Below are 26,755 nucleotides of genomic sequence, written 5' to 3'. Positions count from 1 at the left end.
GCGGAAGAAAGAAGGAAGAAAGATGTATATAGATTTTCACACCCACGGGAAACTGGCAAAAAAGCTGCCGTTTTCCACTGTTTACACAGACTGGCTCTTCGGGGAGGCCCGCAGGGCAGGGCTTGACGCCCTCTGCCTCACCGAACATTTTAACACGCTGCAGTTTGACGAGCTCTACGGCTACCTGATGTCTGTCTGTGACCGGCAGGGGGACACCCTGGTGACCGGGAACGGGCTCCGCATCTTCGCGGGCATGGAGACGGACATTGCGGAGGGCGGACATGTCCTGTCCATCGGAAAGCCGGAGGATATCCTGGAGCTGAACCGGCGGCTGGAGCCCTACAAGGAGAAGGGGCGCTTCCTTCCCTTTGCAAAGCTGCGGGATCTCTTCGACGAGTACCCGGTGATCGTGGGGGCAGGGCACCCCTTCCGGGAGGGAGGGCATATACCGGAGCTCCCTGCTGAGCAGCTTCGCCGCTTTGACTTCCTGGACCTCAACGGGAAGGACATTGCCCAGGACGAGGAAGGCACCAGGAGGAAGACAGGAGCCCTGGCGGGGGAGCTGGGCATCCCCATGGTGGGCGGCAGCGACACCCACCAGGCAGTGCAGTACGGCTGTATCCGAACAGGATTTGAAAAAGAAGTCCGGACGGTGTATGATCTCTATGAGGAGATGAAGGCGGGCAGGTACGAGATCAGCGTCTCGGACTACGCGGCCTTCCAGGTGAGGACGGCAGGGCTGCTGAAGAAGGCCCTGAAGGAGATACACGCCATCGGCGGCAACTATGTGTCCGTGCTGGTGGATGAGCCCTGCGCGGTGTAAGACCGGCAGGCTGTATGAGGCAGAAAACGGAGGAGAGACAGATGGAATTCCACAGAGAGGCCCTGGAGATCGTGCTGGCAGCGGGAAGAGAGCTGACCGGCCGCAGGGGGGCGGACCATATAAAAGAAAAAGGGCACACCGACTATGTGACGGAGGTGGACGTGCGGGTGCAGCAGTTCATTTTCCGGGAGCTCTCCAGGATAGACCCGGGCGCCCAGTTCCTGGGGGAGGAGAAGGATAACAGCGGCGTGGACATGAACGGCCGGGTGTGGATCCTGGACCCGGTGGACGGCACCACTAATTTCATCCACGATTTCCAGCACAGTGTCGTCTCCCTGGCCTGCTCGGAGCGGGGAAGGATTACCTCCGGCATTGTCTATGACCCCTACAGAAGAGAGTGCTTTGAGGCACAGGAGGGGCGGGGTGCCTTTCTCAATAAGAAGCCTGTCTCTGTGAGCAAAGCGGCGGAGCTCTCCCAGTGCCTGATCGCTGTAGGCACCTCCCCGGGGCACAGGGAGAGGGCGGACGAGAGCTTTCGGAAAATGCGGGCTGTGTATGACCGGTGCCAGGATATCCGGCGGGTGGGCTCCGCCGCGCTGGAGCTGTGCTACGTGGCCTGCGGCAGGCTGGACGGGTTCTTTGAGGAGAGGCTTAAGCTCTGGGACTACGGGGCGGCCGGCCTGATCCTCCGGGAGGCAGGCGGCTGGATACAGGCGGATGAGCGGCAGGTGGCAGCAGGCACGCCCGGCATCCGGGAGGAGCTCCTGGGGCTTGTCTGGGATGAGACGGATAAAAAGCTGTACAACGGTGACAGGGAAGGGATGTAATATGGGATCTTCAGTGCAGGAACCGGAAGGAAAATACACAAAATCAGACCGGCGTATCATGGATTTTGTGGAGGACTACACAGATGAGTTCCTTTTTATGAGCATCGGGCAGCTGGCTGGCCGGCTGGGCATGTCCGAGGCCACGGTGTCCAGGTGCGCCAGACATCTGGGATACCGGGATTTCAAGGAGATGAAAAACGACCTGATCCAGAAAAAAGCCGGGAAGGGCGCGGCCGGAAAGCTGGCAGGCACCCTGATGAAGGACCAGGGCTTTGACGTGGAGAACTGGTTTGACTTCCAGCGGGAGTGCCTCGCGAGGACGAGAGAGAACCTGGACATGGGGCAGTTCCAGGAGGCGGTGCAGCGCATTGGCAGCGCCCGGAATATCTATATCCATGCCAAGAACGCCTCCCTGGCGGCGGCCAGGCTCCTTTTTTTCCGGCTGCGGCGCCTGGGTTTCCAGGCATCCCTCATCCCCTCCGGCGGTTCCGAGGTGCTGGAGGGCATCGCCCATGCGGGGGAGGGGGACCTGGCTATCCTCTTCAGCTTTTCCAAGGTGTCGGAGGAAGGGCGGATGATCCTGGACTATGCCCGGGAGGCGGGCTGCTCCACCCTGGCCTTTACGAGCCGTCTCTACGCTCCCCAGGAGCAGAGGGCGGATGTGAACCTGTATGTATACCGGGGGGAGAAGGAGGAGTTCCACACCATGTCCTCCGCGGTGGCGGTCATAGACGCCCTTGTGCTGGCCCTTTCGGACAGCATGCAGCCCAAGGCCGCGGAGAAACTGATGCGGCTGCAGAAACTGAAGAAAAAATATGGCAGGAGGCTGTACGGAAAAGAAGACGGAAAATCCGGGCAGGAGTAGTCCTGCCCTTTTCTTTTTGTGCGCAGATATGCTATACTTTATACTTAGCTGCTGTGCCGTATCTGCCTGCCAGGCCTGCGGCGGACAGCGGCGAAACAGACGAGGTGAGAAAGACATGCAGATCGTAGATAAATACATTGAACACGTAAGGGGGGAGGCCATCCGGCGCCCGGAGAAGAGCTGGGACAAGATCCTCCTCGGCTTTAAGGCCAACAAGTGGAGGATGAAGCTCCTCCCCAACAAAAATATATCCGAGGGCTACCACCGGCTGGAGACCATGATGATGAGCCTGGTGGCGGACTCGCTGTGCAGGGAGGGAAGCTACGTGTGGGGCAATATCTTCGCCCCCTGCGAGCTGATGCAGTGCTTCGGCCTGAACACCCTGTCCATCGAGTGTCTCTCCTGCTATATGAGCGGGTACCACCTGGAGGACTATTTTATCGACTACGCCCAGAACATGGGCATCGCCCCCACGCTGTGCTCCTACCACAAGACCTTTGTGGGGGGCGTGGAGAGCGGCGTGGTGCAAAGGCCCGAGTACGCGGTGACCACCTCCCTCTCCTGCGACGGCAACCTGAATACCTTCCGCTATCTGGAGAAGAAGGCAAAGGTGCCCTTTACCTTTCTGGACGTACCCTACGCCGCTGATGAGGAGTCTGTACAATACCTGGCGGACCAGCTGCGGGAATTTGCCCGGGAGCTGGAGTCCCGGACAGGCCGCAGGTTTGACGAGGAGGAACTGAAAGACATCCTGCGCACGGAGAACGAGACGAGGAAAGAACTGAAGCGTTTCTTTGGCTATCAGAAGATCTACTATTATCCGGGAGAGCTGATCAGCCATCTCTACATGATGATGGGCATGCATCTGCTCATCGGCACGAAGGAGTTCCTGGAGCTGCTGCGATTCATGAACGAGGAGATACAAAAAGGGCCGGTGTTCCAGGGGAAAAAGATCCTGTGGATCCACCTCCTGCCCTTTTACCAGGAGAGCCTGAAGGAGTATTTCAACAGCAGTCAGGAGTATCAGATCATTGCCAGCGACATCATCCTGGACTACATGGATGAGCTGGATGCGGAACACCCCTTTGAGGCCCTCGCGGGCAAGATCATCAGGAACCTGTACAACGGCTCCTACGCCCACAAGGCGGAGATGATCGGCCAGCTGGCGGACGAACTCCATCCTGACGCGGTCATCCACTTCTGTCACTGGGGCTGCAAGCAGGCATCGGGCGGGAGCATCCTTCTGAAGGAGAAGATGCAGGAGAAGGGGATCCCCATGCTGATCCTTGACGGGGACGGCATAGACAAGCGGAACAGCCACGACGGCCAGATCAAGACAAGGCTGGAGGCGTTTCTGGAGATGATCGGGACAGGAGGCAGAGAGGCATGTTAGGATATATCTGTAAATACGCGCCTATAGAGGTGTTCCGGTCTATGGGCGTGGAGATGAAGCGGATCGAGCCGGAGGTGACCAACTTCACCCAGGCGGACATGAAGATGCACCCCAATATATGCAGCTTCGCCAAGGGCGTGCTGGAGGATGTGCTGGCGGGGGACTACGAGGGCGTCATCCTGACCACCTGCTGCGACAGCATCCGCAGGCTCTACGATGTGCTGACAGAGGAGCTGCCGGACAAATTTATCTACATCCTGGACACCCCCAGGATCACAAAGGACGCCGGGGTCACGCTCTATGAGAAGCGGATATGGAAGATGATCCGGGCGTACGAGGCATTTTCAGGGAAACATTTTGAGGAGGAGAAGCTGGCGGAGCTTTTAAAGACCAGACAGAAAGAGCAGGCCATCTCTCTGAAAGAACATGCGCTCAATATCGGTATCGTGGGGGCCAGGGCCAATGAAAATATCGCCCGTATCCTGGAGGAGAAGGGGGCGAATGTGGCCTTTGATATCACCTGCACAGGACTTCGGAGAAAATACCTCCTGGAGCCGGACCAGGTGATGACCGGCTACACGAGAGGGCTTTTAAGCCAGTTCCCCTGCATGCGCATGGAGGCGGCAGCGGGAAGGGATGAGCTGATCGAGAAATATGCCCGGAGCGTGGACGGCATTATCTACCATACTGTCCAGTTCTGCGACAACTACTCCTACGAGTACGCCTGGCTGAAAAAGGTGCTGGACGCGCCCATGCTCCAGCTTGAGACAGACTATACAAAACAGAGCTACGGCCAGGTGCTGACAAGGATCGAGGCTTTTCTGGAGTCGCTGGATTCCGGAAAGGAAAAGAGGCGTCCGGCCCCCAAAGGAGAGAAGAAAGACATGTATGTAATGGGAATAGACAGCGGTTCCACGTCCACCAACGCGGTGATCATGGACGGGGAGAGAAACATTGTGGCGTCATCGGTGGTGCGCACAGGCGCCAAGTCAGGCGAGAGCGCCCGGAGGATTTTGGGCGAGATACTGGAGAAGGCAGGGCTTAAAAGGGAGGACATCTCCTGGATCGTGTCCACGGGATACGGCCGGGTCAGCATTGATTTCGCTGATGAGAATGTGACCGAGATCAGCTGTCACGGCCGGGGCGCCCACTATTTCAACCCCAGCGTGCGCACTATCCTGGACATCGGCGGCCAGGACAGCAAGGCCATCCATTTGAACGAGGCCGGGGAGGTGACGGACTTTGTCATGAACGACAAGTGCGCGGCCGGCACCGGGCGTTTCCTGGAGATGATCGCCCGCACACTGGAGGTCGATGTGGACGACCTGGGACCTGAGGCCCTCCGGTCCACGGAGGACATTGAGATCACCAGCATGTGCTCTGTGTTTGCCGAGTCGGAGGTCATCTCCCTGATCGCCAACAACAAGGAGAAAGCGGATATCGCCTGGGGCGTCTGCCGCGCTATTGCGGGGAAAGCCTACTCTCTTATGAAGAGAGTGGGCCTGGAGGAGACCTTTATGATGACCGGCGGCGTGGCCAAGAACCCGGGCGTGGTCCGGGCGGTGGAGGAGAAGATCCAGTCCAGGCTTTACATCTGCCCGGAGCCGGAGATCGTGGGCGCCGCCGGAGCGGCCCTCTACGCCCTGGACAAAATGCAGGCGTAAGCGGGAGGTTCCCCTTTTCCTCTGAGTGATAGAATGGTATAATAACCACATCTTGGAACAATGAGGAGGAAAAGGAATGGAAGGAAGAAAGATCATACAGGTGGAGGACAAAGTCCCCCTTAAATTACTGGTACCCTTAAGCATCCAGCACATGTTCGCCATGTTCGGCGCCTCTGTGCTGGTGCCCTTCATGTTTGGCATCAGCCCGGCCATTGTGCTGTTCATGAACGGAGTGGGTACCCTTTTATTTATTGCCATCACAAAGGGGAAGGCGCCGGCCTATCTGGGCTCCAGCTTTGCCTTTCTGGCTCCCGGCGGCATCATCATCGACCAGATGGGCTACGAGTATGCCCTGGGCGGCTTTGTGGTGGTCGGATTCTGCGGCTGTATCCTGGCTTTTATCATCTACAGGTTCGGGTGTGACTGGATCGACATCGTGCTGCCCCCGGCGGCCATGGGGCCTGTGGTGGCCCTCATAGGACTGGAGCTCTCCAGCTCTGCGGCCAGCAATGCGGGACTTCTGGATGAGACCATTGATCCAAAGAATGTCATTGTCTTTGCGGTCACACTGGGCGTGGCTGTCTTTGGCAATATCCTGTTCCGAAAGTTCCTCGCGGTCATCCCCATCCTGATCGCCGTGATCGCCGGGTACGTGGCGGCCATCCTGTGCGGCATCGTGGATTTCGCCCCGGTGGCAGAGGCGTCTGTCTTTGCCCTGCCCCATTTCATGCTGCCTAAATTCAGCGTGGAGGCCATTGTCACCATCCTGCCGGTGCTCCTTGTCATCACCTCGGAGCACATCGGACACCAGGTGGTCACCAGCAAGATCGTGGGAAGGGACCTGCTCCGCGATCCGGGACTCCACCGCTCCCTTCTGGGGGACAACCTGTCCACCATGATCTCCGGTCTTATCGGGTCCGTGCCCACCACCACCTACGGGGAGAACATCGGCGTCATGGCAGTGACCAAAGTGTACAGCGTGCGGGTCATCGCGGGAGCCGCCGTGCTGTCTATCATCTGCTCCTTTGTGGGCAAGCTGTCCATGCTGATCCAGACCATACCGGGGCCTGTTATAGGGGGAATTTCCTTCCTTCTGTACGGCATGATCGGGGCATCCGGCATCCGCATCCTGGTGGACTCCAGAGTGGATTATGGACGCTCCAGGAACCTGACCCTGACCAGCGTGGTCTTTGTCACCGGCCTTTCGGGCATTGCGGTCAATATCGGAAATATCCAGCTCACCGGCATGGTGCTGGCCTGCATCACCGGCATGGCTTTAAGCCTTGTGTTCTACGTCCTTGACCGGCTGAAGCTGACCAATGACCAGGACGGGGAGGACTGAGGATTACAGGGTCTGCCTTATCCGGGAAATATCAATTTCTAAATCGTCAAAAATGCGGACCGGAACCCGGTCGTCAAATGTGAACCGTGTCAGCGTGTCCGGCTCTCTGTCTTCGGAGAAGCAGTATACGCTGACCCGGTTCACTTTATAGTCCAGGGCCAGTATTCACGGACACCTGCACTTCTGTATTTCTCCAGTTTTAAAATATGATCTCTTCCAGAATAGCCTGGTGCTTGCTGTACGGAGGGGGGAGTGCCTGGCGGTGCTGCCGTACAAAGGTGCGCTTTCCTTCGGCATGCCGCATCCTTATCGACAGAATAAAATATGCAGATCTATATATTATTGTAAATCAAACCTGCAAAAAATCAGCGGGATATGTTCATGCTATGGAAATACTGTATAAGCCAGACGGGAAAAAACAAAATAGAGAATGACAAAAAAGTAGTTGTAAATACAAATTAAGTGAGATATATTGTACTTATAATGACAAATTATAAAGCAAGGAGGGTACAACTTATGGAACAGAAACAGTACAAGTTCTGGTTTTGCACAGGCTCTCAGGATCTGTACGGAGACGAGTGTCTGGCCCATGTGGCAGAGCATTCCCGGAAAATGGTGGAGGTGCTGAACGCATCGGGCAATCTCCCCTACGAGCTTGTGTGGAAGCCGACGCTCATCACAAATGAGCTGATCAGAAGGACGTTCAACGAGGCGAACATGGACGACACATGTGCGGGCGTCATCACTTGGATGCACACGTTCTCGCCGGCCAAATCCTGGATACTGGGGCTCCAGGAGTTCCGGAAGCCGCTGCTCCACTTCCACACCCAGTTTAACAGGGAGATCCCCTACGACACCATTGATATGGACTTTATGAACGAGAACCAGGCGGCCCACGGAGACAGGGAGTACGGACACATTTTCAGCCGCCTTGGGATGGAGCGCAAGGTGATCATGGGCTACTGGGAGGACGCAGATGTCCAGAAGCGGATCGGAGCCTGGATGCGCACGGCGGTTGGCGTGCTGGAGAGCAGCCACATCCGCGTCATGAGGATCGCGGACAACATGAGGAACGTGGCCGTGACAGAGGGCGACAAGGTGGAGGCCCAGATCCAGTTCGGCTGGGAGGTGGACGCCTATCCGGTGAACGAGATCGCGGAGGCTGTGGCGGCTGTATCCAAGGCAGATATTGACACACTGGTGGAAGAGTACTACGATAAATATGACATTCTGCTGGAAGGAAGAGACGAGAAGGAGTTCCGTGAGCACGTGGCGGTGCAGGCGGGGATCGAGATCGGATTTGAGAGATTTCTCAGGGAGAAGGATTACCAGGCTATCGTGACCCACTTCGGTGACCTGGGATCGCTGAAGCAGCTTCCCGGACTTGCCATTCAGCGCCTGATGGAAAAGGGCTACGGCTTCGGCGGCGAGGGAGACTGGAAGACAGCGGCCATGGTGCGCCTTATGAAGATCATGACCCAGGGGATGAAGGACGCTAAGGGAACCTCCTTTATGGAGGATTACACCTACAACCTTGTTCCCGGCAAAGAGGGAGTTCTGGAGGCACACATGCTGGAGGTTTGCCCCACCATCGCCGAGGGGCCCATCGGCATCAAGGTGCAGCCCCTCTCCATGGGAGACAGGGAGGATCCGGCAAGGCTTGTATTTACCTCCAAGACAGGACCGGCTATCGCCACCTCGCTGATCGACCTGGGAGACCGATTCCGCCTGATCATCAACAGCGTGAACTGCAAGAAGACGGAAAAGCCTATGCCCAAGCTTCCGGTAGCAACCGCTTTCTGGACACCGGAGCCCAATCTGCAGACAGGATCAGAGGCCTGGATCCTGGCGGGCGGCGCACACCACACTGCCTTCTCCTACGACCTGACCGCAGAGCAGATGGGCGACTGGGCTGCCTATATGGGGATCGAGGCCGTGTATATCGACAAGGACACGACCATCCGCCAGTTCCAGAACGAGCTGAAATGGAATTCCCTGGTGTACAGAAAATAGTGTAGAAGAGGAGGAAGACGCATGTTAGAGGAACTGAAAAAAGAGGTGTATGAGGCCAATATGCTCCTGCCAAAATATGAGCTGGTGACCTTTACCTGGGGCAATGTGAGTGGTATTGACCGTGAGAAGGGACTGTTTGTCATCAAGCCAAGCGGCGTGGACTACGACAAGCTGACACCCGATGATATGGTCGTGGTGGACCTGGATGGAAACAAGGTGGAGGGCAGGTACAATCCCTCCTCTGACACGGCCACCCATGTGGTCCTGTACAACCGCTTCCCGAATATCGGGGGCATCGTGCATACCCACTCACCCTGGGCTACAAGCTGGGCTCAGGCGGGAAGGGACATTCCCTGCTATGGCACCACCCATGCGGATTACATCTACGGTGAGGTGCCCTGCGTACGCAACCTGACAAAGGAGGAGATCGAGGAGGCCTACGAGAAGAACACGGGCGTTCTCATTGCGGATGAATTTGAGAAGAGGGGAAAGGATTACATTGCGGTTCCGGCGGTGCTGTGTAAGAACCATGGTCCCTTTACCTGGGGGAAGGACGCCCACGAGGCGGTGCACAACGCGGTGGTACTGGAGGAGGTTGCCAAGATGGCGGCCCGGTGCGAGATGATCAACCCTGAGAACGGGCCGGCTCCCCAGGAGCTGCAGGACAAGCACTACTACCGGAAGCACGGAGCGAACGCCTACTATGGACAGAAGTAGTACGGCTGAAGCAATATAAAAGCAGAAGTTGTATGTAGACCCTTGCGGAAGCAGTTGACTGCTTTTGCAGGGGCTTTTTTTGTTCCTGAAAATAGCCGGAATAATTACTGAAAACATGCTGCTGAAATACTAAATTTTAACCATACAACTTTCAAATAAACGGCAAAATTGGCGAAATTTATACGTATAAATAGTAATTTTATACAAAAACGTATATGTACATTTGTGATTTATTCAGTATTGCCAAGACACCGGGGGGAGGGTAAAATGAATATAACAAAGGGCAATTAAAGAGAAAAATTGTCTAAAATTCACAAAAAAGGAGGATGTATATGAAAAGAAAACTTGTGAGCAGTCTTTTATGTGTTGCAATGGTTGCGACAATGCTGGCAGGCTGCGGAGGCAGCAGTGATTCCGGAAGCTCAGACAGCGGAAGTGCGGAAGACACTTCATCCAGCGACGGAGAGACTCAGGGCACGAACACCTTTGTAGACGGAGGTACAGAGCTTTCCCTCTGGACATTCCAGGAGCTGCACGTAGGATTCTGGACAGAGATGGCAGATAAGTGGAATGAGGAGAACCCGGACAACCCGATCAACCTGACAGTTACTACAGGAGAGTCTCACTCCGTTCAGCAGAAGCTTCTGGTTGCATGTCAGGCAGGCGAGGGAACGCCGGATATTGCTGATATCGAGATCGGCTACTATGGCTCCTTCCTGAAGGATGACTATCTTCTTCCTCTGAATGATGTGGTTGAGCCTTATCAGAACGATGTTGTTATGTCCCGTATCGAGATGTACGGCGACCAGGAGGACAACTGGTACGGCATCGACTTCCATCTGGGAGCTTCCGTATGCTACTACAATATGGACATCATGAACGAGGCCGGTGTTGATCCCTCTACCATCGTTACATGGGATGATTACTACAATGCCGGACTTACAGTTCTTGAGAAGACAGGTAAACCGATGTGTGCAGTTGAGACAGCAGACCTCTTCCTTCCGCAGCTGATGATGCTTGAGAAGGGCGCACAGTATGTGGATGAAGACGGACAGCCCAATATTGCGACACAGGATCATGCGGACGTTATCGATTTCATCAGAAAGATGATCGATGCCGGCATCTGCGAGATCGCTCCCGGTGGCGGCTTCCACACAGAAGAGTGGTATGGCCATCTGAACGACGGCGGAGTTGCTTCTATCGCAATGCCTCTGTGGTACATGGGACGTTTCACAGACTACTGCCCGGACCTGAACGGCAAGATGGCGATCTATGAGATCCCTGTATGGAACGAGGGTGATACACGTGAGGTTCTCCAGGGCGGTACAGGTACATCTGTTCTGAAGTTTACAGAGCATGAGGACCTCGCAAAGGAATTCCTGGCATTTGCTAAGCTGTCAGAGGAAGGAAACCGCTACGAGTGGGAAGAGCTTGGATTTGACCCGATCCGCTCCTCTCTGTGGACAGATACTTCCATTACAGAGAACCAGGACAACAAGTTCCTCAGCTACTTCCAGACCAATCCGTTTGATATCCTTGTAAAGAACGGAACAGAAGGGCTGACAGCTCCGAATATCTCCGGTTCCTACTCAGCAACCTACAACGTTCTGGTATCCACGACCTATGCGAATGCATTTGAATTGTCGACAGATCAGGATGCTATGGAGCTGCTCGAGTCAGAACAATCGACCATTGTGTATGATGAATAGAGACTGAATGAGAGTTTAGAGGAGGAAAAGGCGTATTGGCGTATTGTTCTAATACGCCTTTTCTTTTAGAAAGTGCAGATGCTTGAAAGGAGTCAACTATATGGAAAAGAAAAGTGTTTTCAGGAAATTTCTTTATTCCCAGAAAGCGGCGCCGTATGTATTTGTTCTTCCCTTTGTTCTGACATTCCTCATCTTCTTTGCGTATCCTATCGTGGACACGATCGTGATGAGCTTTCAGAAGGTTTCCGGCGGCGGAAATGAGTGGGTGGGGCTTAAGAACTACCAGACGCTTCTGAATCCGGTTTTCTATAAAGCTTTGAAGAACAGTATCTTATATATGATCCTGAGCTGTGCCCTGATGATTCCGATCCCCATGTTCCTGGCTACCATGCTGAACAGCAAGGCTATGAAGGCAAAGGGATTTTTCAGAAGCATCATGTTCATCCCGGCCCTTACTTCAGTCGTTGTGGCGGGTGTCATTTTCCGACTGATGTTTGGTGAGCTGGAAGGATCCTTCATGAACCAGGTGATCTCCTTCTTTGGTATGGAGCCTATGGTATGGCTGAGAAGAACAGTTCCGGTGTGGATCGCCCTGCTTCTTCTGTGTCTGTGGAGGTGGACCGGTGTTAACATGATGTACTATCTGTCCGGTCTGCAGCAGATCCCGGGAGATCTCTACGAGTCGGCGGATATTGACGGGGCCAGCTCCATCCAGAAGTTCCGCTATATCACTCTGCCCCTCCTGAAGCCTACCACGGTCTATGTGCTCACTATTTCCATATTCGGAGGCATGGCCATGTTCACCGAGTCGTATCTGTTGTTTAACGGAAACAACTCGCCGAACAACGTGGGACTTACAGTGGTGGGATACCTGTACCGTATGGGACTGACCCAGAACAATATCGGTCTGGGATCCGCTATCGGCGTCGTGCTGCTGATCATTGTGCTGATCCTCAATGTGATACAGCTTATCCTGAACGGTACATTCAGCAAGAAAGGAGACTAGATCATGAAAAAGAAAAATACAGTTTTGTCTGTTCTCCTCATTATATTTTTTGTTATTGTAGCTCTTATTACCATTCTGCCGCTGCTGCTTTTGTTCGTGTCATCCTTCCGCCCGGGCTCGGATCTGATGCGGTATGGCCTGAACTTTGATGTCAACTGGGCGACGGCAAACCTGGATAATTACCAGCTTCTTTTCAGCGGCCAGAACAACTACTTTACATGGTATAAGAACAGTCTTGTGATCACAGTGGTCCAGGTGGTGCTTGCCCTGTTCCTCAGCGCGTGCGTAGGCTATGGCTTTGCCATGTACAATTTCAAATTTAAAAATGCACTGTTTGCATGCGTGCTGGTTGTCATGATGATCCCGACAGAGGTGATCATACTTCCTCTGTACCAGCTGGTGATCAAGCTGGGGATCATGGACAGCATGTGGGGAATTATCCTGCCCTATGTTGTCGTCCCGATGCTGATCTTTTTCTTCCGACAATACCTGTCGGGCATTCCGAAGGATTTCCTGGATGCGGCCCGTGTGGACGGCTGTACCGAGTATGGTATTTTCGCCCGGATCATGGTTCCGCTGATGAAGCCATCCTTTGCGGCTATGGGCATCTACCAGGGCATGTCAAGCTGGAACAATTTCCTGTGGCCTATGATCGTTGTCCGTTCACAGACAAAGATCACGCTTCCTGTCGGCCTGCAGAGCCTGATGTCCCCGTACGGCAACAACTACGATATCCTGATCGCCGGCTCCTGCTTTGCCATTGTGCCGATCCTGATCCTGTTTATCTGCTTCCAGTCCTACTTTATCGAAGGTATGACTGCCGGCGGTGTAAAGGGCTAGCCTATGAGTACGAATCGAGAGCTTACATACAACAGCGTATGGATCCCCCAGAGAGCGGATCCATACGTATACAGACACACAGACGGCATGTACTATTTTACGGCGTCGGTGCCGGCCTATGACCGGATCGTGCTGCGCCGGGCTGACAGCCTGGCGGCGCTCCCGGAGGCGGAGGAGCACACCATCTGGACAAAGCATGAGAGCGGTCCCATGAGCGAGCACATCTGGGCCCCTGAGCTTCATTATCTGGACGGGAAATGGTACGTGTACTATGCGGGGGGAGAGAAGGAGGACGTGTGGAGGATCCGCCCCTATGTCTTGGAGTGCGGGGACGCAGATCCCATCACCGGGACCTGGACAGAAAAAGGGAAGATGCAGCGGTCAGATGACGACGAGTTCTCCTTTGAGGCCTTTTCCCTGGATGCCACGGTTTTTGAAAATAAAGGTGAACATTACTATGTGTGGGCGGAAAAGGTGAGTGTTGGAAAGCAGATTTCCAATCTGTATATTGCCAAAATGGAATCTCCCTGTAAGCTGGCTACAGCCCAGGTGCTCCTGACAACGCCCGACTACGACTGGGAGAGAGTGGGCTTCTGGGTCAACGAGGGCCCCTTTGTCCTGAAAAACGGGGAGGGGAAGCTCTTCCTCACCTACTCGGCCAGCGAGACCGGTGCCTGCTACTGCGTGGGCATGCTGGAGGCTGACGAGGAGTCGGATCTCCTTGATCCGCTGTCCTGGAGGAAGAGCAGATATCCTGTTCTTGCGACGGACGAGGAGAAGGGGATCTACGGTCCCGGGCACAACTGCTTCACAAAGGCGGAGGACAGGACGGATATTATGGTGTATCACGCAAGAACAGAGAAGGAGATCACGGGCAATCCTCTCTACAATCCGAACCGGCACGCTATGCTGATGCGGGTAAAATGGAACAGGGGAGAGGACGGAGTAAAGAGGCCTGTATTCAATTATGATTAATCGACAGGAGGGCTGCGCATGATACTGCACGTCAACAGGAAGAGAAGGCTGGGACAGAGAAATCCCATGATATACGGGCATTTTATCGAGCATTTCCACAGGCAGATCTACGGCGGCATCTATGACCCGGGAAATCCCCTCTCCGACGAGGACGGACTGCGGACCGACGTGCTGGACGCCATGAGGCATATCAGGGTGCCGGTGCTGCGGTGGCCCGGCGGCTGCTTCGTCTCCTCCTACCACTGGAAGGACGCGGTGGGAGAAAAACGGACGCCCTTTTTTGACAAAGCCTGGCGGGTGGAGGACCCGAACACCTTCGGCACCGACGAGTATGTGAATATGTGCCGGAAGCTTGGCTGTGAGCCCTATATCTGCACAAATGCGGGAACCGGGACCGCGGAGGAGATGAGCGACTGGGTGGAGTACTGCAACCTGGAAAACGAGGGGCAGTACGCAAGGTGGCGCATCGCCAACGGCTATGAGAAGCCCCACAGGGTAAAATACTGGAGCGTGGGCAATGAGAACTACGGTGCCTGGGAGATCGGTGCCAAGTCCGCGCAGGAGTGGGGGCGCCTTGTGGCGGAGGCCTCCAAGATGATCAAGCACGTGGACCCGGAGACGGAGCTGACAGCGGCTGCTCTCACAGATCTTGACTGGAATATCAATCTGCTGAGGATGAGCGGTCAGTTCCTGGACTGGATCTCCATCCACCGCTACTGGGATGATGTCCATGAGCACAATGATCTGGCGGATTATGAGACGGTCATGGCCTTTACCAACCACACGGGGGACTCCATCAGACAGGTGAGGGGGCTTCTGGAGGCCATGGGGCTTGAGAAGAAGATAAAGATCGCCTTTGACGAGTGGAACCTGCGGGGCTGGTGTCATCCCAAGGCGCACACAGTCAGCCAGGGCGTGACTAAGGAGGACTATCTCTACCCGAGAGACCTGAATGATGACAACAGCAAGTACACCATGGCGGACGCGGTATTTTCTGCCTGCTTCCTCAATGAGTGCAACCGGAACTGTGACATTGTGGGCATGGCAAACTTTGCCCCTATTGTCAACACCCGGGGATGCATTTATACTTATAAAGAGGGAATTGTACTGCGAAGTACCTATCACGTGTTTGATCTGTACGTAAATTACCTGGGAGATGTGATCCTGGATGCCTGGAGCGAGGGGATGAAGTCCATGGAGGCAAGAAATTCCGCCTCCGGACAGACGGAGACCACAGAGCTTATAGATGTGCTGGCCACAGAGTTCTCCGACAGAGAGGGAGCTGCTCTGGCCGTCGTGAACAAGCATCCCGGCGAAGCGCAAGAGGTCACCCTTGACCTGGAGGCGGAGGGCGTGGCTGTCCTGTACTACATCGCGGGCAGCAGCACAGAGAGCTACAACGATGTGGACAGGGAAGAGGTCCGCATCCAGCGGGAGGATCTGGGTGTGTACACTCCCGGCATGAAGGTGAGCGTGAAGCCCCACAGCGTGGGTGTCATCCAGATCGGCGTAAAATAGACTGACAGACAGGAGGAGAAGAATGAATCCGGACAGCAGGATCATGAGTTTCCTGGCAAAGCTGGGAGATATGTTCATATTGAATGTTCTATACCTGGTATGCTGTATCCCCGTTATTACGATCGGAGCGGCGACCACGGCACTGTACTACAATACACTGAAGATGGCGGAGAACAGGGAGTCTTACGTGTGGAGGGAGTTCCTTCGGACCTTTAAGGAGAATTTTAAGCAGGCCACCATCATCTGGATGATCATCCTTGTGATCGGGGCGGTCCTTGTCGGTGACTTCCTTGTGATGGGGGGGATCGGCAGTCAGGCGCTGGCCTCCGTGACGGCTATCGTGGTCATCGTGGTGGGCGTGTTCCTGATACTGACAGCGGTGTATGTGTTCCCGGTGCTTGCAAGGTTTGACAATTCAGTGCTCAATATCATGAAGTATGCCCTGCTCATGGCGATCCGGCATCTTCCCTCCACGGTTGTTATCCTCGCCATACACAGCGTCCCGATGCTGCTGGCATTTGCCTCCCTTGAGGCTTTTATAAGAGGCCTGCTGCCGGTCCTTCTGTTTACGGTTTCCATTCTGGCATACTTTGAATCGAAGCTGTTCAGCAGGATCTTCAGCAACTACTATCCAAAGACAGAGGACTATGATTTTGCACATTATAATAAGAAGAACAGAGGAGGATTTCTGACATGGCAAAACAGACAAAAATGATCATCGACAAGGATTTTAAAATTGCGGAAGTTGACAAGAGGATCTACGGTTCTTTTATTGAGCATCTTGGGAGAGCTGTCTATGACGGCCTGTATCAGCCGGGGAATCCGCTGTCCGATGAGGACGGATTTCGCAAAGATGTCATTGACCTTGTGAAGGAGCTGGATGTGCCCATCATCCGGTATCCGGGCGGCAACTTTGTCTCCAGCTTTGTGTGGGAGGACAGCGTGGGTCCTGTGGATCAGAGACCGGCCAGGCTGGAGCTTGCATGGCGCAGCCTGGAGAAGAACGAGGTGGGCATCAACGAGTTCGCAAAATGGGCAAAGAAGGTTAATTCTGAGGTCATGATGGCGGTCAATCTGGGGACAAGAGGCATTGCAGATGCCTGCAATCTTCTGGAGTACTGCAACCATCCCGGCGGAACAAAGTACAGCGACATGCGTATCGCTCACGGCGTGAAGGAGCCCCACAACATCAAGGTGTGGTGCCTTGGAAACGAGATGGACGGCTCCTGGCAGCTGGGCCACAAGACCATGGAGGAGTACGGCCGCTTGGCTGAGGAGACGGCCAAGGCTATGAAGCTTATTGATCCTACGATCGAGCTTGTGTCCTGCGGAAGCTCCAACAGGGAGATGCCTACATTCCCCCAGTGGGAGGCCACCACTCTGGAGCGCACCTACGACTACGTGGACTATGTTTCCCTTCACCAGTATTATGGAAATGAGGCAAATGACACGGCAGACTTTCTGGCTAAATCCAACGACATGGAGGAGTTCATCAAGACGGTCATCGCCACCTGCGACTATGTAAAGGCGAAAAAGCGGGGAACGAAGGACATCAATCTGAGCTTTGACGAGTGGAACGTGTGGTTCCATTCCAAGGCGGAGGAGCTGGACATCACACAGAACAAGCCCTGGCAGGTAGCCCCCTCGCTTCTGGAGGATATCTATACCTTTGAGGATGCGCTTCTGGTAGGCCTGATGCTGATCACCTTCATGAAGCATGCGGACAGAGTGAAGATGGCGTGCCTGGCGCAGCTTGTCAATGTTATCGCTCCTATCATGACAGAGAAGGACGGCGGACCGGCCTGGAAGCAGACGATCTTCTATCCCTTTATGCACGCCTCCAAATACGGCCGCGGCGTTGTGCTTCAGCCTGTCATCAGCACAGGCGTGCACGATACGGCACAGCATGAGAACGTGACAGATGTTGAGAGCATTGCCGTCTACAACGAGGAAAAAGAAGAGTTGACTATTTTTGCAGTTAATCGTAATATTAATGAAGATGTTGAAATGGTTACGGATGTGCGTGGAATGGGAGGCTACAGGCTCCTTGAACACATCGTGCTGGAGAACAGTGACATGAAGCTCGTGAACGCGGCGGGAAAGGAGAATGTATATCCAAAGTCCGTACAGCAGTCAGCTCTGGACGGAGGCATTATGACCAGTACACTGCATAAGGCTTCCTGGAATGTGATCCGTCTGGGAAAATAAGATGAAATGGAAGGTGGACGGGACAGGAGAGTATGGAGCAAAAGCCAAAATATATAGAAATCTGTGACTGGATCAAGCAGCAGATAGACAGGCGGGAGCTGAGTCCCGGAGAGAAGATATATTCTGAAAATGAACTGATGCAGATATTTTCCGTCAGCCGTCAGACGGTAAGGCACGCTATTTCCTGCCTGGAATTTGACCACCTGGTGATCCGGAAGAGGGGGAGCGGAACCTATATCAGCGGTCCCAGGAGCTACGGTGACCGGAGTGTCCACAGCAGGCAGATCGCCATCGTGACAACCTATATTGACGAGTATATCTTTCCTAAGATCATCAAGTCCATAGAGAAGGCGGTTTTTGAGGAGGATTATTCCATGCAGGTCGCCTCCACCCACAACTCTGTTGAGATGGAGAGGAAGATCCTCTCCAAGCTGGTGGGGGAGAACATGGTGAGCGGGCTGATCATCGAGCCCACAAGGAGCGCTCTGCCGAACCCCAATATACATTTGTACAGGGATCTGATCAGTCAGGATATACCTATCGTTCTTCTGAACTCCTACTATCCGGATCTGAAGGTGCCACATGTCTCCATGAATGATAAGCAGGCCGGCAGGCAGGCGACAAAATTCCTGATCGAAAAGGGGCACAGAAGGATCGGAGCTATTTTTAAGGCGGACGATGGGCAGGGACATCGCAGATACCTGGGATATATCGAAGCCCTGATGGAAGCCGGGATCGAGATTGAGGAAGAAAATGTACTCTGGATCACTACTGGCGATGTGGAGCAGATGAAGGACGAAAGAAACCGGTATCTCAGGCGTATGAGAGAGGTGACTGCCTGTCTGTGCTACAACGATACAGTGGCCGGAGAGCTGATGAGCATATGTCTGGAAAGCGGCATCCGTGTCCCGGAGGAGCTGTCCATTATGGGGATCGACGATGCGGACATGTCAAAGGATCTTCCTGTTCCTCTCACCACTGTGCACAATCCTCTTCAGAGGCTGGGGAAGCTCAGCGCCGAGGTTGTGATGAAGATGATCGCGCAGGGGGATGTGGAGGAGGCCTATGAGCTGAAGGCGTCCGTGGTGGAGCGCAGCTCTGTGAGAGCGTATATGGAGTGACAGATCGAGCTGATACATCTCCGGGATGGCCACATTCCGGAGATTTCTGTTTTTTGGTCCTATGAGAGAAAACAGAGGACAGGCAGTGTTGACAGAAAAGTGAGCCTGTCCATATAATGATTGTAATGAGAGAAATACAATAAAAGGAGGATAACAAGATGAGTGCGGATGCTGTAAAGCAGACAATTGAAGCTGGAAAAGCGATTGCGGGGATTGAACTGGGCTCGACCAGGATCAAGACCGTGCTGATCGATGAAGATCATGTGCCGATAGCGTCAGGAAGCTATGACTGGGAAAATAAGCTGGACGGTCATATATGGACCTACTCCCTGGAGGATATCTGGAAGGGACTTCAGGGCAGCTACCAGGATATGGTCCGCGATGTAAAGGAAAAGTATGGCGCGGAGGTGAAAAAGCTGGCTGCCATCGGTTTCAGCGCCATGATGCACGGATATATGGCCTTTGACAGCCAGGACCAGCTTCTGGTGCCCTTCCGGACCTGGAGAAATACCATCACCGGACAGGCGGCAGACGAGCTGACAAAGCTGTTCCAGTACAATATTCCCCAGCGCTGGAGCATTGCTCATCTGTACCAGGCTATTCTGAACGGAGAGGAGCATGTAAAGGATGTGGCTTACTTTACGACGCTGTCGGGCTACATCCACTGGCAGCTTACCGGACAGAGGGTACTGGGTATCGGAGATGCTTCAGGCATGTTTCCCATCAATATCCAGGATAAGGATTTTGACAGCGGAATGATCGAAAAGTTCGATGAGCTTGTAAAGGATAAGGGCTATCCCTGGAAGCTGCGCCAGATCATGCCCAGGGTGCTGACCGCCGGCGAGGACGCGGGTGTTCTGACAGAGGAGGGGGCTAAGCGGCTGGATCCTTCAGGAGCGCTGGAGGCCGGCATTCCTGTGTGCCCGCCTGAAGGAGACGCGGGAACAGGTATGGCAGCTACCAACAGTGTGGCTGTTCGGACAGGAAATGTTTCTGCGGGAACCTCCGTGTTTGCCATGATCGTGTTGGAGAAGGAGCTCTCAAAGGTACACACGGAGATTGATATGGTCACCACCCCCAGCGGCAGCCTTGTGGCCATGGCGCATGCCAACAACTGTACGTCCGATCTGAATGCCTGGGTGTCTCTTTTCCGGGAGTTCTCGGAGGCTATGGGTATGAAGCCGGATATGGATCAGCTTTTTGGAACACTGTATAATAAGGCCCTGGAGGGAGATCCGGACTGCGGCGGACTTCTCTCGTACGGCTACTATTCCGGGGAGAATATCATTCCTGTGGACGAGGGACGGCCTGTCTTTGTGCGCACGCCGGAGAGCAGATTCAACCTGGCAAACTTCATGCGCACGCATCTCTATGCTGCGCTGGGAGCTCTGAAGATCGGTATGGATATCCTTGTGAAGGAGGAGAAGATCCAGATTGACAAGATCCTGGGACATGGCGGCCTTTTCAAGACGCCGGGTGTGGGTCAGAGGATCATGGCAGCAGCCATGCAGGCGCCTGTGTCTGTTATGGAGACGGCAGGAGAGGGAGGCGCCTGGGGCATTGCCCTGCTGGCTGCCTACGAGGTGCTTCGGGAAGAGGATGAAACCCTGGAGTCCTATCTGGCTGACAAGGTATTTGCAGGCAACGAGGGTGTGAGGATGGAGCCGGACGCTGGCGATGTGGCGGGCTTTGAAAAATTTATCGAGAGATTTAAGAACGGACTTTCCATTGAGCAGGAGGCCATCAGGAAGATGAGGTAAACTGCAGGGAAGAGGACCTGGAGAGAATTTTCCCCCGGCAGAACGAAAGGGGCTGCCGGGGGAAATTATTGTCTGTGGACGTCAGAGCCCCACGGAGGAGATGATGTCATCCAGCACCTCGGGCACGGAGTCTGTCACATAGGTGGAGTAGAAGGAGATGCCCGGCGCCGCGTTTGACATGGCGTAGCTTGTCCCGGCAAGCTGCAGCATCTCAACGTCGTTGTACTGGTCTCCGAAGGCTGCGCAGTCCTCCGGGGCAATGTGGAGGTGGTCCAGGAGTGTCTGGAGAGCATTTCCCTTGCTGGCGCCCGGAGCAATGAAGTCCACCCAGATATTTCCGGAGGTCACCACCTTGATCTCCTGTGAAAAAAGCTCCTGAAAATAGGCGAGACAATCCTTTGTTCCGCCGAAGCTGCAGACAGCGATCTTGAGGAAGGGTTCCTGGATCTCGCTTATGCTGTCTACAAATCTCATGTCGTTTTTTACTACATTTACCATATGATCCCGGAAGGCTTCATTCCGGGAATCGCTGTAGCATACCTCCTCGCCTGAGATGATGCACTCACATCCGCTGCAGTGGTGAATGGCGTCCACAATACGGTTCCCCAGTTCCCTGGGGATCAGTCCTCTTGAGAGAGTTTTGCCTTCATGGATACACAGAGAGCCGTTCTCGGCTATATAGGAAATGTCATCCTGGACAGGGGCGAAGAGACGCCGCAGATTCGGGTACTGACGCCCGCTGGCAGCCACAAAGCGGATGCCGTTCTCTGCGAGCGCGCGGATCTGGTCAAAGATTACAGGGTCCAGTTCCTGGGCCCCGTTCTGCAGCAGCGTGCCGTCCAGGTCACTGGCGATCAATTTGATCATAGGTTATGCTCCTTTGCTTTTGTGTCGGATTATATTGACTGGTACCTGATAAGATCAGTGTGGAACAGCTGTGAGACCGCTCCGCAGGTTATTATAGTATAATCCCGGTAAATAGGGAAGGGGAAATATTTAGAGCCTTTGTGTGAAAAATTGGTGAAAGCACCGGGGCGGGGGTGCATTTTTCAGAAAAAAGAGGTATAATAGGCGTATATTTGAAAAAAAGGCCGGATAGTGCCGGTCAGAAACGGAGTGCGGAAATCATGAAGAGAAGATATGCTATGGCGGCGCTGCTTCTGGCTGCCGCGGCAGGGCTTACGTCCTGCTCGGGGGGAAGTGCGTCCAATGATTACATCAAAATTTCAAAATATAAGGGAGTGGAGGTCCCGGCTGTAGAGGGCCTGCCGGATATTACGGACGAGTCTGTGGAGAACAATATCCAGACTGTGCTGGAAGGCTTTGCCGAGGTCACGGAGGTGACAGACCGTCCGGCGCAGGAAGGAGACATTGCTGTCCTGGACTACACGGCTTCGGCAGATGGTCAGGAAATCGAGAACGGAGGAAACAGCGAGTACGAGCTGGAGCTGGGATCCAACACCTTTTTTGCGGAATTTGAGGAGGCTGTTGTGGGCCACAGTATCGGTGACACTTTTGAACTCCAGCATTCATTTGATGCCAGCTATACCAATCAGAATTATGCGGGAAAGGATGTGACCTTCCGCATTACTCTCACGGGGATCAAGGAGAAGGAGCTGCCTGATCTGACGGATGAATTTGTGCAGACCATCTCCCAGGAGTCTGAGACAGTGGACGAGTACAGGGAGGAAATCCGAAGGCTTCTGGAAAAAAATAATGAGGAGTATATCCAGTCTGAGCTCCAGGACACGGTGTGGCAGGAGGTCCTTGACAACACAGAGGTGATCGAGTACCCGGAGGACAGACTGGAGGAAGAAAAGCAGCATTTTTACGACTATTACCAGGCAGGCGCAGACTACTATGAGATGGAGTTTGCGGACTTCCTCGAAGGTATGGAGGTGACCGAGGAGGAGTTTGAGGAGCAGGTGACCGAGGCGGCCAGATCTAATCTGAAGGAGGACCTGACAGCAGAGCTCATTGCGGAGAAGGAGAACATCAGCATGACGGATGAGGAATACGAGAAAGCCAAGGAAGACCTGGCGGAGGAGATGTCCTATACCGATGTGGAGCAGATGGAGGAGGAAGTGGATGAGAAGAACATCAGAAGCTATATTCTCAGGGATCAGGTAAAAGCCTGGACTGCGGAAAACTGCATTCAGGTGAAGGAATAGAAGGGCGTTTTTTGGTGAAAACCACGGGATTGATAAAAAAGTAACAATAAAATCCCCCGTTTTACCGGAAAAATTGGCGCTTTTCATTATTTACCTTTGTGAGTCAAGGTGTTATCATACTATCAGAAACAAGATAAACAAAAAATTAACAATCTATGAGGTGGTAAGTATGATGACAATATTAGCAACAATTGCGGCGATTGCTTTCGTAGCAGCAGGATGCTTTATTATTTTAAGAGACTTATACAATATTGTTGAGGCGCTGGCATCTGGAATCCAGAGAAGCTACAGGGCAGAGACAGGTAAGCAGGGCAGCGTGCAGCTGAAGAACGCATATGCGGCAAGATAAACAGGCGGTCTGGATGTAACGGCGGACAGGAGCCTTTAAAGCCTTCGGAAGAGATAAATTTTCCGAAGGCTTTATTGTGTTTTCCGGGAAAAAATTCCAGTAAAAAACCAGGTACAAAAGTAAGGAAAGAAGAAAAATGTCATTGCCTTATCTGACTGAAAATTATATAATAAGACCTAGAACGGAGTAATTGAATATACAATTTAATGAGGAGGTGTTTCCGCATGGGACAATATGTAATGGGTCTGGATAATGGTGGGACTTCTACAAAGGCCGCTATCTTTGACCTGCAGGGCAGAGAGATCGCGACAGCGGGGAAGCAGACCAGCATGATCACCCCGAGATCAGGCTACACAGAGAGAGATATGGAAGAGCTCTGGCTGGCCAACTGCGACTGCATTAAAAGAGCCCTGGAAAAAGCAGGGATAGACGGGAAGGATGTCCTGGGTATCGCTGTGTGCGGACACGGCAAGGGGCTGTATCCCTGGGGAAAGGACGGGAAGCCGGCCTATAACGGCATTATTTCCACAGACAGCCGGGCCTGGAAATATCCGGAGAAGTGGCACGAGAGCGGTGTGTACGACGAGGTCCACGACCGGCTGTGCCAGGAATTCATGGCCTGTCAGCAGGTTTCCCTTCTGGCATGGCTCAAGGATCATGAGAGGGCGGTGTACGACAATATCCGGTACGCCTTTTCCGTGAAGGACTATGTACGCTTCCGGCTGACAGGAGAGGCGTACAGTGAGGCGACCGATATTTCCGGCTCCGGCCTTATGAATGTAAGAGACGCGAGCTTTGACAGGGATATCCTGGAGAAGCTGGGGATAGGAGAGGCATATGACATGCTGCCTCCGCTGCGCTACTCCTATGATCTGTGCGGTACTATCTCGGAGGAGGCGGCGAAGCTGACAGGACTTCCGGCCGGTACCCCGGTGGCGGGCGGGATGTTCGACATTGACGCCTGTGCCGTGGCGGTGGACATCACTTCTCCCGAGAAAATGTGTACCATTGCAGGTACATGGAGCATCAACGAATACATAGCAGAGAAGCCGGTTATGGACGGGAGCATTGCCATGAACTCGCTGTTCGCCATGCCGGGCTATTACCTGGTGGAGGAGTGCAGCGCCACTTCCTCGGGAAATCTGGAGTGGTTCCTTGAGAACTGCATGGACCATGAGCCCATACCGGAGGGGGAAAATATCTACAGCGTTGTAAATGAAAAGGTAGCCTCTGTGAAGCCGGAGGAGTGCGACGTGTATTTCCTTCCCTTCCTCTACGGATCCAACGCCCATCCCCTTGGGAAGGGAGCCTTTGTGGGGCTGACGACCTACCACAATAAGGCGCACATGCTGCGGGCTGTCTACGAGGGAGTGGTATTTTCCCACAAGACCCACATAGAGAGGCTTCTGTCCTCCAGAAAGTCCCCCGAGGCGATCCGGATGGCAGGAGGCGCCTGCAATTCAGAGGTGTGGGTGCAGATGTTTGCGGACGTCCTCGGATTTCCGATAGAGACTGTGGACGCAAAGGAGCTGGGAGCTCTCGGGTGCGGCATGGCGGCGGCCATCGCAGCCGGCGTGTACAGGGATTACAGGGATGCGGCGGAGCATATGGTGCACGTGTCCGGAAGAGTGGAGCCAAATCCGGAAATGCGTGAGATCTATGAGAAAAAGTATCAGAAATACAGAGCTGTCAGCAGAGCGCTTGATACTGTCTGGGGACAGTTCGAGGTATAAAGAAATATAAAAAGTAAAAGAGAAAGGTGGAAAGAATTATGGCACACAGAGGAAGTACTCCGAAAACAATGAAGGCACTGGTAGCGTACGCGAAGGATGATTACCGCTTTGAACCGGAATATCCCGCTCCGGTGTGCGGCCCGGACGATATCATCATCAAGACCGAGGCCTGCGGCATCTGTGCCGGCGATCTGAAGTGCAATCACGGCGCGGCCATGTTCTGGGGAGACGACGTGCAGCCAGCATGGGTAAAGCCGCCCTTTATCCCGGGCCACGAGTTTTTCGGGAGAATTGTGGAGATCGGAGAGAATGTAGAAGGCTATGAGCTGGGAGACCGCATTATTGCAGACCAGATCGTTCCCTGTGGAAAATGCCGTTTCTGCAAGGATGGGCACTACTGGATGTGCCAGCCCCACGACATGCTGGGCTTCCAGTCTTACAACAACGGCGGAATGGCCGAGTATGTGAGATACCCCAAGAACTGCGTGATCAGCCGCGTGCCCGAGGACATGACCATCGAGCAGGCCCTCCTCGTTGAGCCCTACGGCTGCTCCAAACATGCCGTGGACCGCGGAAGCATCACGAACGAGGACGTGGTTGTCATCTCCGGAGCTGGAACACTGGGACTTGGGATGATCACCTACGCCAGAATGAAAAATCCGAAGCTCCTGATCGTGCTGGATATGAAGGACGAGCGTCTGGCAAAGGCGAAGGAATTCGGGGCTGACCTGGTATTCAATCCGGGCAAATGCGACGTGGACAAGGAGATCAAGGCGCTGACAGAAGACTATGGCTGCGACGTCTATATTGAGGCTACGGGGCATCCATCCAGCGTGATCCAGGGACTGACCATCACCCGGAAGCTGGGCCGATTTGTGGAGTTCAGCGTGTTCGGATCAGAGACGAGCGTTGACTGGTCCATCATCGGCGACCGGAAGGAGCTGGATATCCTGGGCTCCCACCTGAGCCCCTACGCATATCCCTTTGTGATCGAGAACATGATGAAGGGCAACCTGAAGACGGACGGAGTTGTGTCCAGCATGTTTAAGATCGAGGAGTGGGAGAAGGCGTTTGACTACGCTTCCGGAAAATACGGAGATTTCAAAGTGGCGTTTAAGTTTGAGTAGTGCAGAATGTATAAACAGAGCTTCATCACCTCCAAAAACAGGAGAGTTGATGAAGCTCCTTTTTTTGTTAGGCCAAGGGCCTGTTTTCTGGCCCGGAGTTTTTCGGGTTCCGAAAAACGGAGGGTTAGAAAACCAAAAAACCACTTGCTATGCAAGTGGATAAGGATGCTTCAGCTTACAGAAAAACCTCCAATGTTATAATTAATGCAGGTTCGCCAACCGCATTAAAAACAAAGGAGGTATCCATATGGATAGTAATAGTCTATCACATACCAGATGGAATTGTAAGTATCATATAGTTTTTGCACCGAAGTATAGAAGAAAAGTAGCATATGGAAAAATAAAACAGGATATAGCCAATATCCTAAGTATGTTATGCAAGAGGAAAGGCGTAAAAATTATAGAAGCAGAGATATGTCCAGATCACGTCCATATGCTGGTAGAAATTCCGCCAAGCATGAGTGTATCGTATTTTGTAGGGTATCTGAAAGGGAAAAGTACACTAATGATATTCGAGCGGCATGCCAATTTGAAATATAAATATGGGAACCGACATTTCTGGTGCAGAGGATACTACGTAGATACGGTAGGGAA

At 53.7% G+C, this 26,755-nt stretch carries 23 protein-coding genes; 22 read left to right on the top strand and 1 reads right to left on the bottom strand.

The features are described 5' to 3' along the window. Positions 1 to 22 precede the first annotated feature (22 nt). From B5E62_RS14950 to B5E62_RS14870, 17 genes are all read left to right on the top strand, one after another. The gene (locus tag B5E62_RS14950) at positions 23 to 823 is read left to right on the top strand and encodes a PHP-associated domain-containing protein (protein ID WP_087175325.1); all 801 of its coding nucleotides are present in this window, start codon (positions 23 to 25) and stop codon (positions 821 to 823) included. Positions 824 to 837: 14 nt separating this feature from the next. Further along, the gene (locus tag B5E62_RS14945) at positions 838 to 1,650 is read left to right on the top strand and encodes an inositol monophosphatase family protein (protein WP_206414330.1); all 813 of its coding nucleotides are present in this window, start codon (positions 838 to 840) and stop codon (positions 1,648 to 1,650) included. 1 nt (position 1,651) lies between these two features. Then, positions 1,652 to 2,515, top strand: a complete 864-nt coding sequence (locus B5E62_RS14940) for a MurR/RpiR family transcriptional regulator (RefSeq protein ID WP_162610324.1) — start codon at positions 1,652 to 1,654, stop codon at positions 2,513 to 2,515. Between the two features lie 115 nt (positions 2,516 to 2,630). Beyond that, positions 2,631 to 3,908 carry a 2-hydroxyacyl-CoA dehydratase family protein gene (locus B5E62_RS14935; RefSeq protein WP_087175323.1) on the top strand — a complete coding sequence of 426 codons (1,278 nt, stop codon included), beginning with the start codon at positions 2,631 to 2,633 and terminating at the stop codon, positions 3,906 to 3,908. Then, positions 3,902 to 5,572 carry an acyl-CoA dehydratase activase gene (locus B5E62_RS14930; RefSeq protein WP_087175322.1) on the top strand — a complete coding sequence of 557 codons (1,671 nt, stop codon included), beginning with the start codon at positions 3,902 to 3,904 and terminating at the stop codon, positions 5,570 to 5,572. The genes B5E62_RS14935 and B5E62_RS14930 overlap by 7 nt, the downstream gene beginning before the upstream one ends. Positions 5,573 to 5,648: 76 nt before the next feature. Then, positions 5,649 to 6,914 (top strand): uracil permease, encoded by a 1,266-nt coding sequence (uraA, locus tag B5E62_RS14925; RefSeq protein ID WP_087175321.1) that lies wholly within the window; start codon positions 5,649 to 5,651, stop codon positions 6,912 to 6,914. Between the two features lie 516 nt (positions 6,915 to 7,430). Beyond that, complete coding sequence (gene araA, locus B5E62_RS14920; RefSeq protein ID WP_087175320.1) at positions 7,431 to 8,927, top strand: L-arabinose isomerase; 1,497 nt, start codon at positions 7,431 to 7,433, stop codon at positions 8,925 to 8,927. A 21-nt stretch (positions 8,928 to 8,948) separates the two neighbouring features. Continuing rightward, positions 8,949 to 9,644, top strand: a complete 696-nt coding sequence (locus B5E62_RS14915) for an L-ribulose-5-phosphate 4-epimerase (RefSeq protein ID WP_087175319.1) — start codon at positions 8,949 to 8,951, stop codon at positions 9,642 to 9,644. A gap of 332 nt (positions 9,645 to 9,976) precedes the next feature. After that, positions 9,977 to 11,353 carry an ABC transporter substrate-binding protein gene (locus B5E62_RS14910; RefSeq protein WP_242957973.1) on the top strand — a complete coding sequence of 459 codons (1,377 nt, stop codon included), beginning with the start codon at positions 9,977 to 9,979 and terminating at the stop codon, positions 11,351 to 11,353. A gap of 100 nt (positions 11,354 to 11,453) precedes the next feature. Next, the gene (locus tag B5E62_RS14905; RefSeq protein ID WP_087175318.1) at positions 11,454 to 12,359 is read left to right on the top strand and encodes a carbohydrate ABC transporter permease; all 906 of its coding nucleotides are present in this window, start codon (positions 11,454 to 11,456) and stop codon (positions 12,357 to 12,359) included. 3 nt (positions 12,360 to 12,362) lie between these two features. After that, complete coding sequence (locus B5E62_RS14900; protein ID WP_206414329.1) at positions 12,363 to 13,199, top strand: carbohydrate ABC transporter permease; 837 nt, start codon at positions 12,363 to 12,365, stop codon at positions 13,197 to 13,199. A gap of 3 nt (positions 13,200 to 13,202) precedes the next feature. Beyond that, positions 13,203 to 14,174, top strand: a complete 972-nt coding sequence (locus B5E62_RS14895) for a glycoside hydrolase family 43 protein (RefSeq protein WP_087175316.1) — start codon at positions 13,203 to 13,205, stop codon at positions 14,172 to 14,174. A gap of 18 nt (positions 14,175 to 14,192) precedes the next feature. After that, entirely contained in the window at positions 14,193 to 15,692 is a 1,500-nt protein-coding gene (locus B5E62_RS14890) for an alpha-L-arabinofuranosidase C-terminal domain-containing protein (RefSeq protein ID WP_087175315.1), read from the top strand. A 22-nt stretch (positions 15,693 to 15,714) separates the two neighbouring features. After that, positions 15,715 to 16,407 carry a YesL family protein gene (locus B5E62_RS14885; RefSeq protein WP_087175314.1) on the top strand — a complete coding sequence of 231 codons (693 nt, stop codon included), beginning with the start codon at positions 15,715 to 15,717 and terminating at the stop codon, positions 16,405 to 16,407. Next, entirely contained in the window at positions 16,386 to 17,900 is a 1,515-nt protein-coding gene (gene arfA / locus B5E62_RS14880; protein WP_087175313.1) for an arabinosylfuranosidase ArfA, read from the top strand. The genes B5E62_RS14885 and arfA overlap by 22 nt, the downstream gene beginning before the upstream one ends. A gap of 32 nt (positions 17,901 to 17,932) precedes the next feature. Further along, on the top strand, positions 17,933 to 19,021 hold the full coding sequence (locus tag B5E62_RS14875; RefSeq protein WP_087175312.1) for a GntR family transcriptional regulator: 1,089 nt from the start codon (positions 17,933 to 17,935) through the stop codon (positions 19,019 to 19,021). A 158-nt stretch (positions 19,022 to 19,179) separates the two neighbouring features. Further along, on the top strand, positions 19,180 to 20,781 hold the full coding sequence (locus B5E62_RS14870; protein ID WP_087175311.1) for a xylulokinase: 1,602 nt from the start codon (positions 19,180 to 19,182) through the stop codon (positions 20,779 to 20,781). A gap of 81 nt (positions 20,782 to 20,862) precedes the next feature. On the opposite strand, the gene B5E62_RS14865 is transcribed toward B5E62_RS14870, so the two are convergent. Next, on the bottom strand, positions 20,863 to 21,648 hold the full coding sequence (locus B5E62_RS14865) for a Cof-type HAD-IIB family hydrolase (protein WP_087175310.1): 786 nt from the start codon (positions 21,646 to 21,648) through the stop codon (positions 20,863 to 20,865). 260 nt (positions 21,649 to 21,908) lie between these two features. Between B5E62_RS14865 and tig the strand changes: the two genes are divergently transcribed. From tig to tnpA, 5 genes are all read left to right on the top strand, one after another. Beyond that, a complete protein-coding gene (gene tig / locus B5E62_RS14860; RefSeq protein ID WP_087175309.1) occupies positions 21,909 to 22,952 on the top strand; it encodes a trigger factor in 1,044 nt (347 codons plus the stop codon). Between the two features lie 169 nt (positions 22,953 to 23,121). Beyond that, positions 23,122 to 23,301: a hypothetical protein gene (locus tag B5E62_RS14855; protein ID WP_087175308.1), complete on the top strand. Its 180-nt coding sequence runs from the start codon at positions 23,122 to 23,124 to the stop codon at positions 23,299 to 23,301. Positions 23,302 to 23,525: 224 nt separating this feature from the next. Then, positions 23,526 to 25,034, top strand: coding sequence for an FGGY-family carbohydrate kinase (locus tag B5E62_RS14850; protein ID WP_087175307.1), 1,509 nt, complete (start codon positions 23,526 to 23,528; stop codon positions 25,032 to 25,034). Between the two features lie 68 nt (positions 25,035 to 25,102). After that, positions 25,103 to 26,161 (top strand): alcohol dehydrogenase catalytic domain-containing protein, encoded by a 1,059-nt coding sequence (locus B5E62_RS14845; protein WP_330398148.1) that lies wholly within the window; start codon positions 25,103 to 25,105, stop codon positions 26,159 to 26,161. A 247-nt stretch (positions 26,162 to 26,408) separates the two neighbouring features. After that, positions 26,409 to 26,755 (top strand): IS200/IS605-like element ISEnfa200 family transposase (tnpA, locus tag B5E62_RS14840; RefSeq protein WP_087175305.1); only part of this gene is annotated, 347 nt, incomplete at its 3' end.

This window comes from Lachnoclostridium sp. An118 (assembly GCF_002160985.1).
Taxonomy (GTDB): Bacteria; Bacillota; Clostridia; order Lachnospirales; family Lachnospiraceae; genus Claveliimonas; species Claveliimonas stercoravium.
Note: the sequence above shows the minus strand (reverse complement) of the source record. Positions and strands in the feature narration are given on the sequence as shown.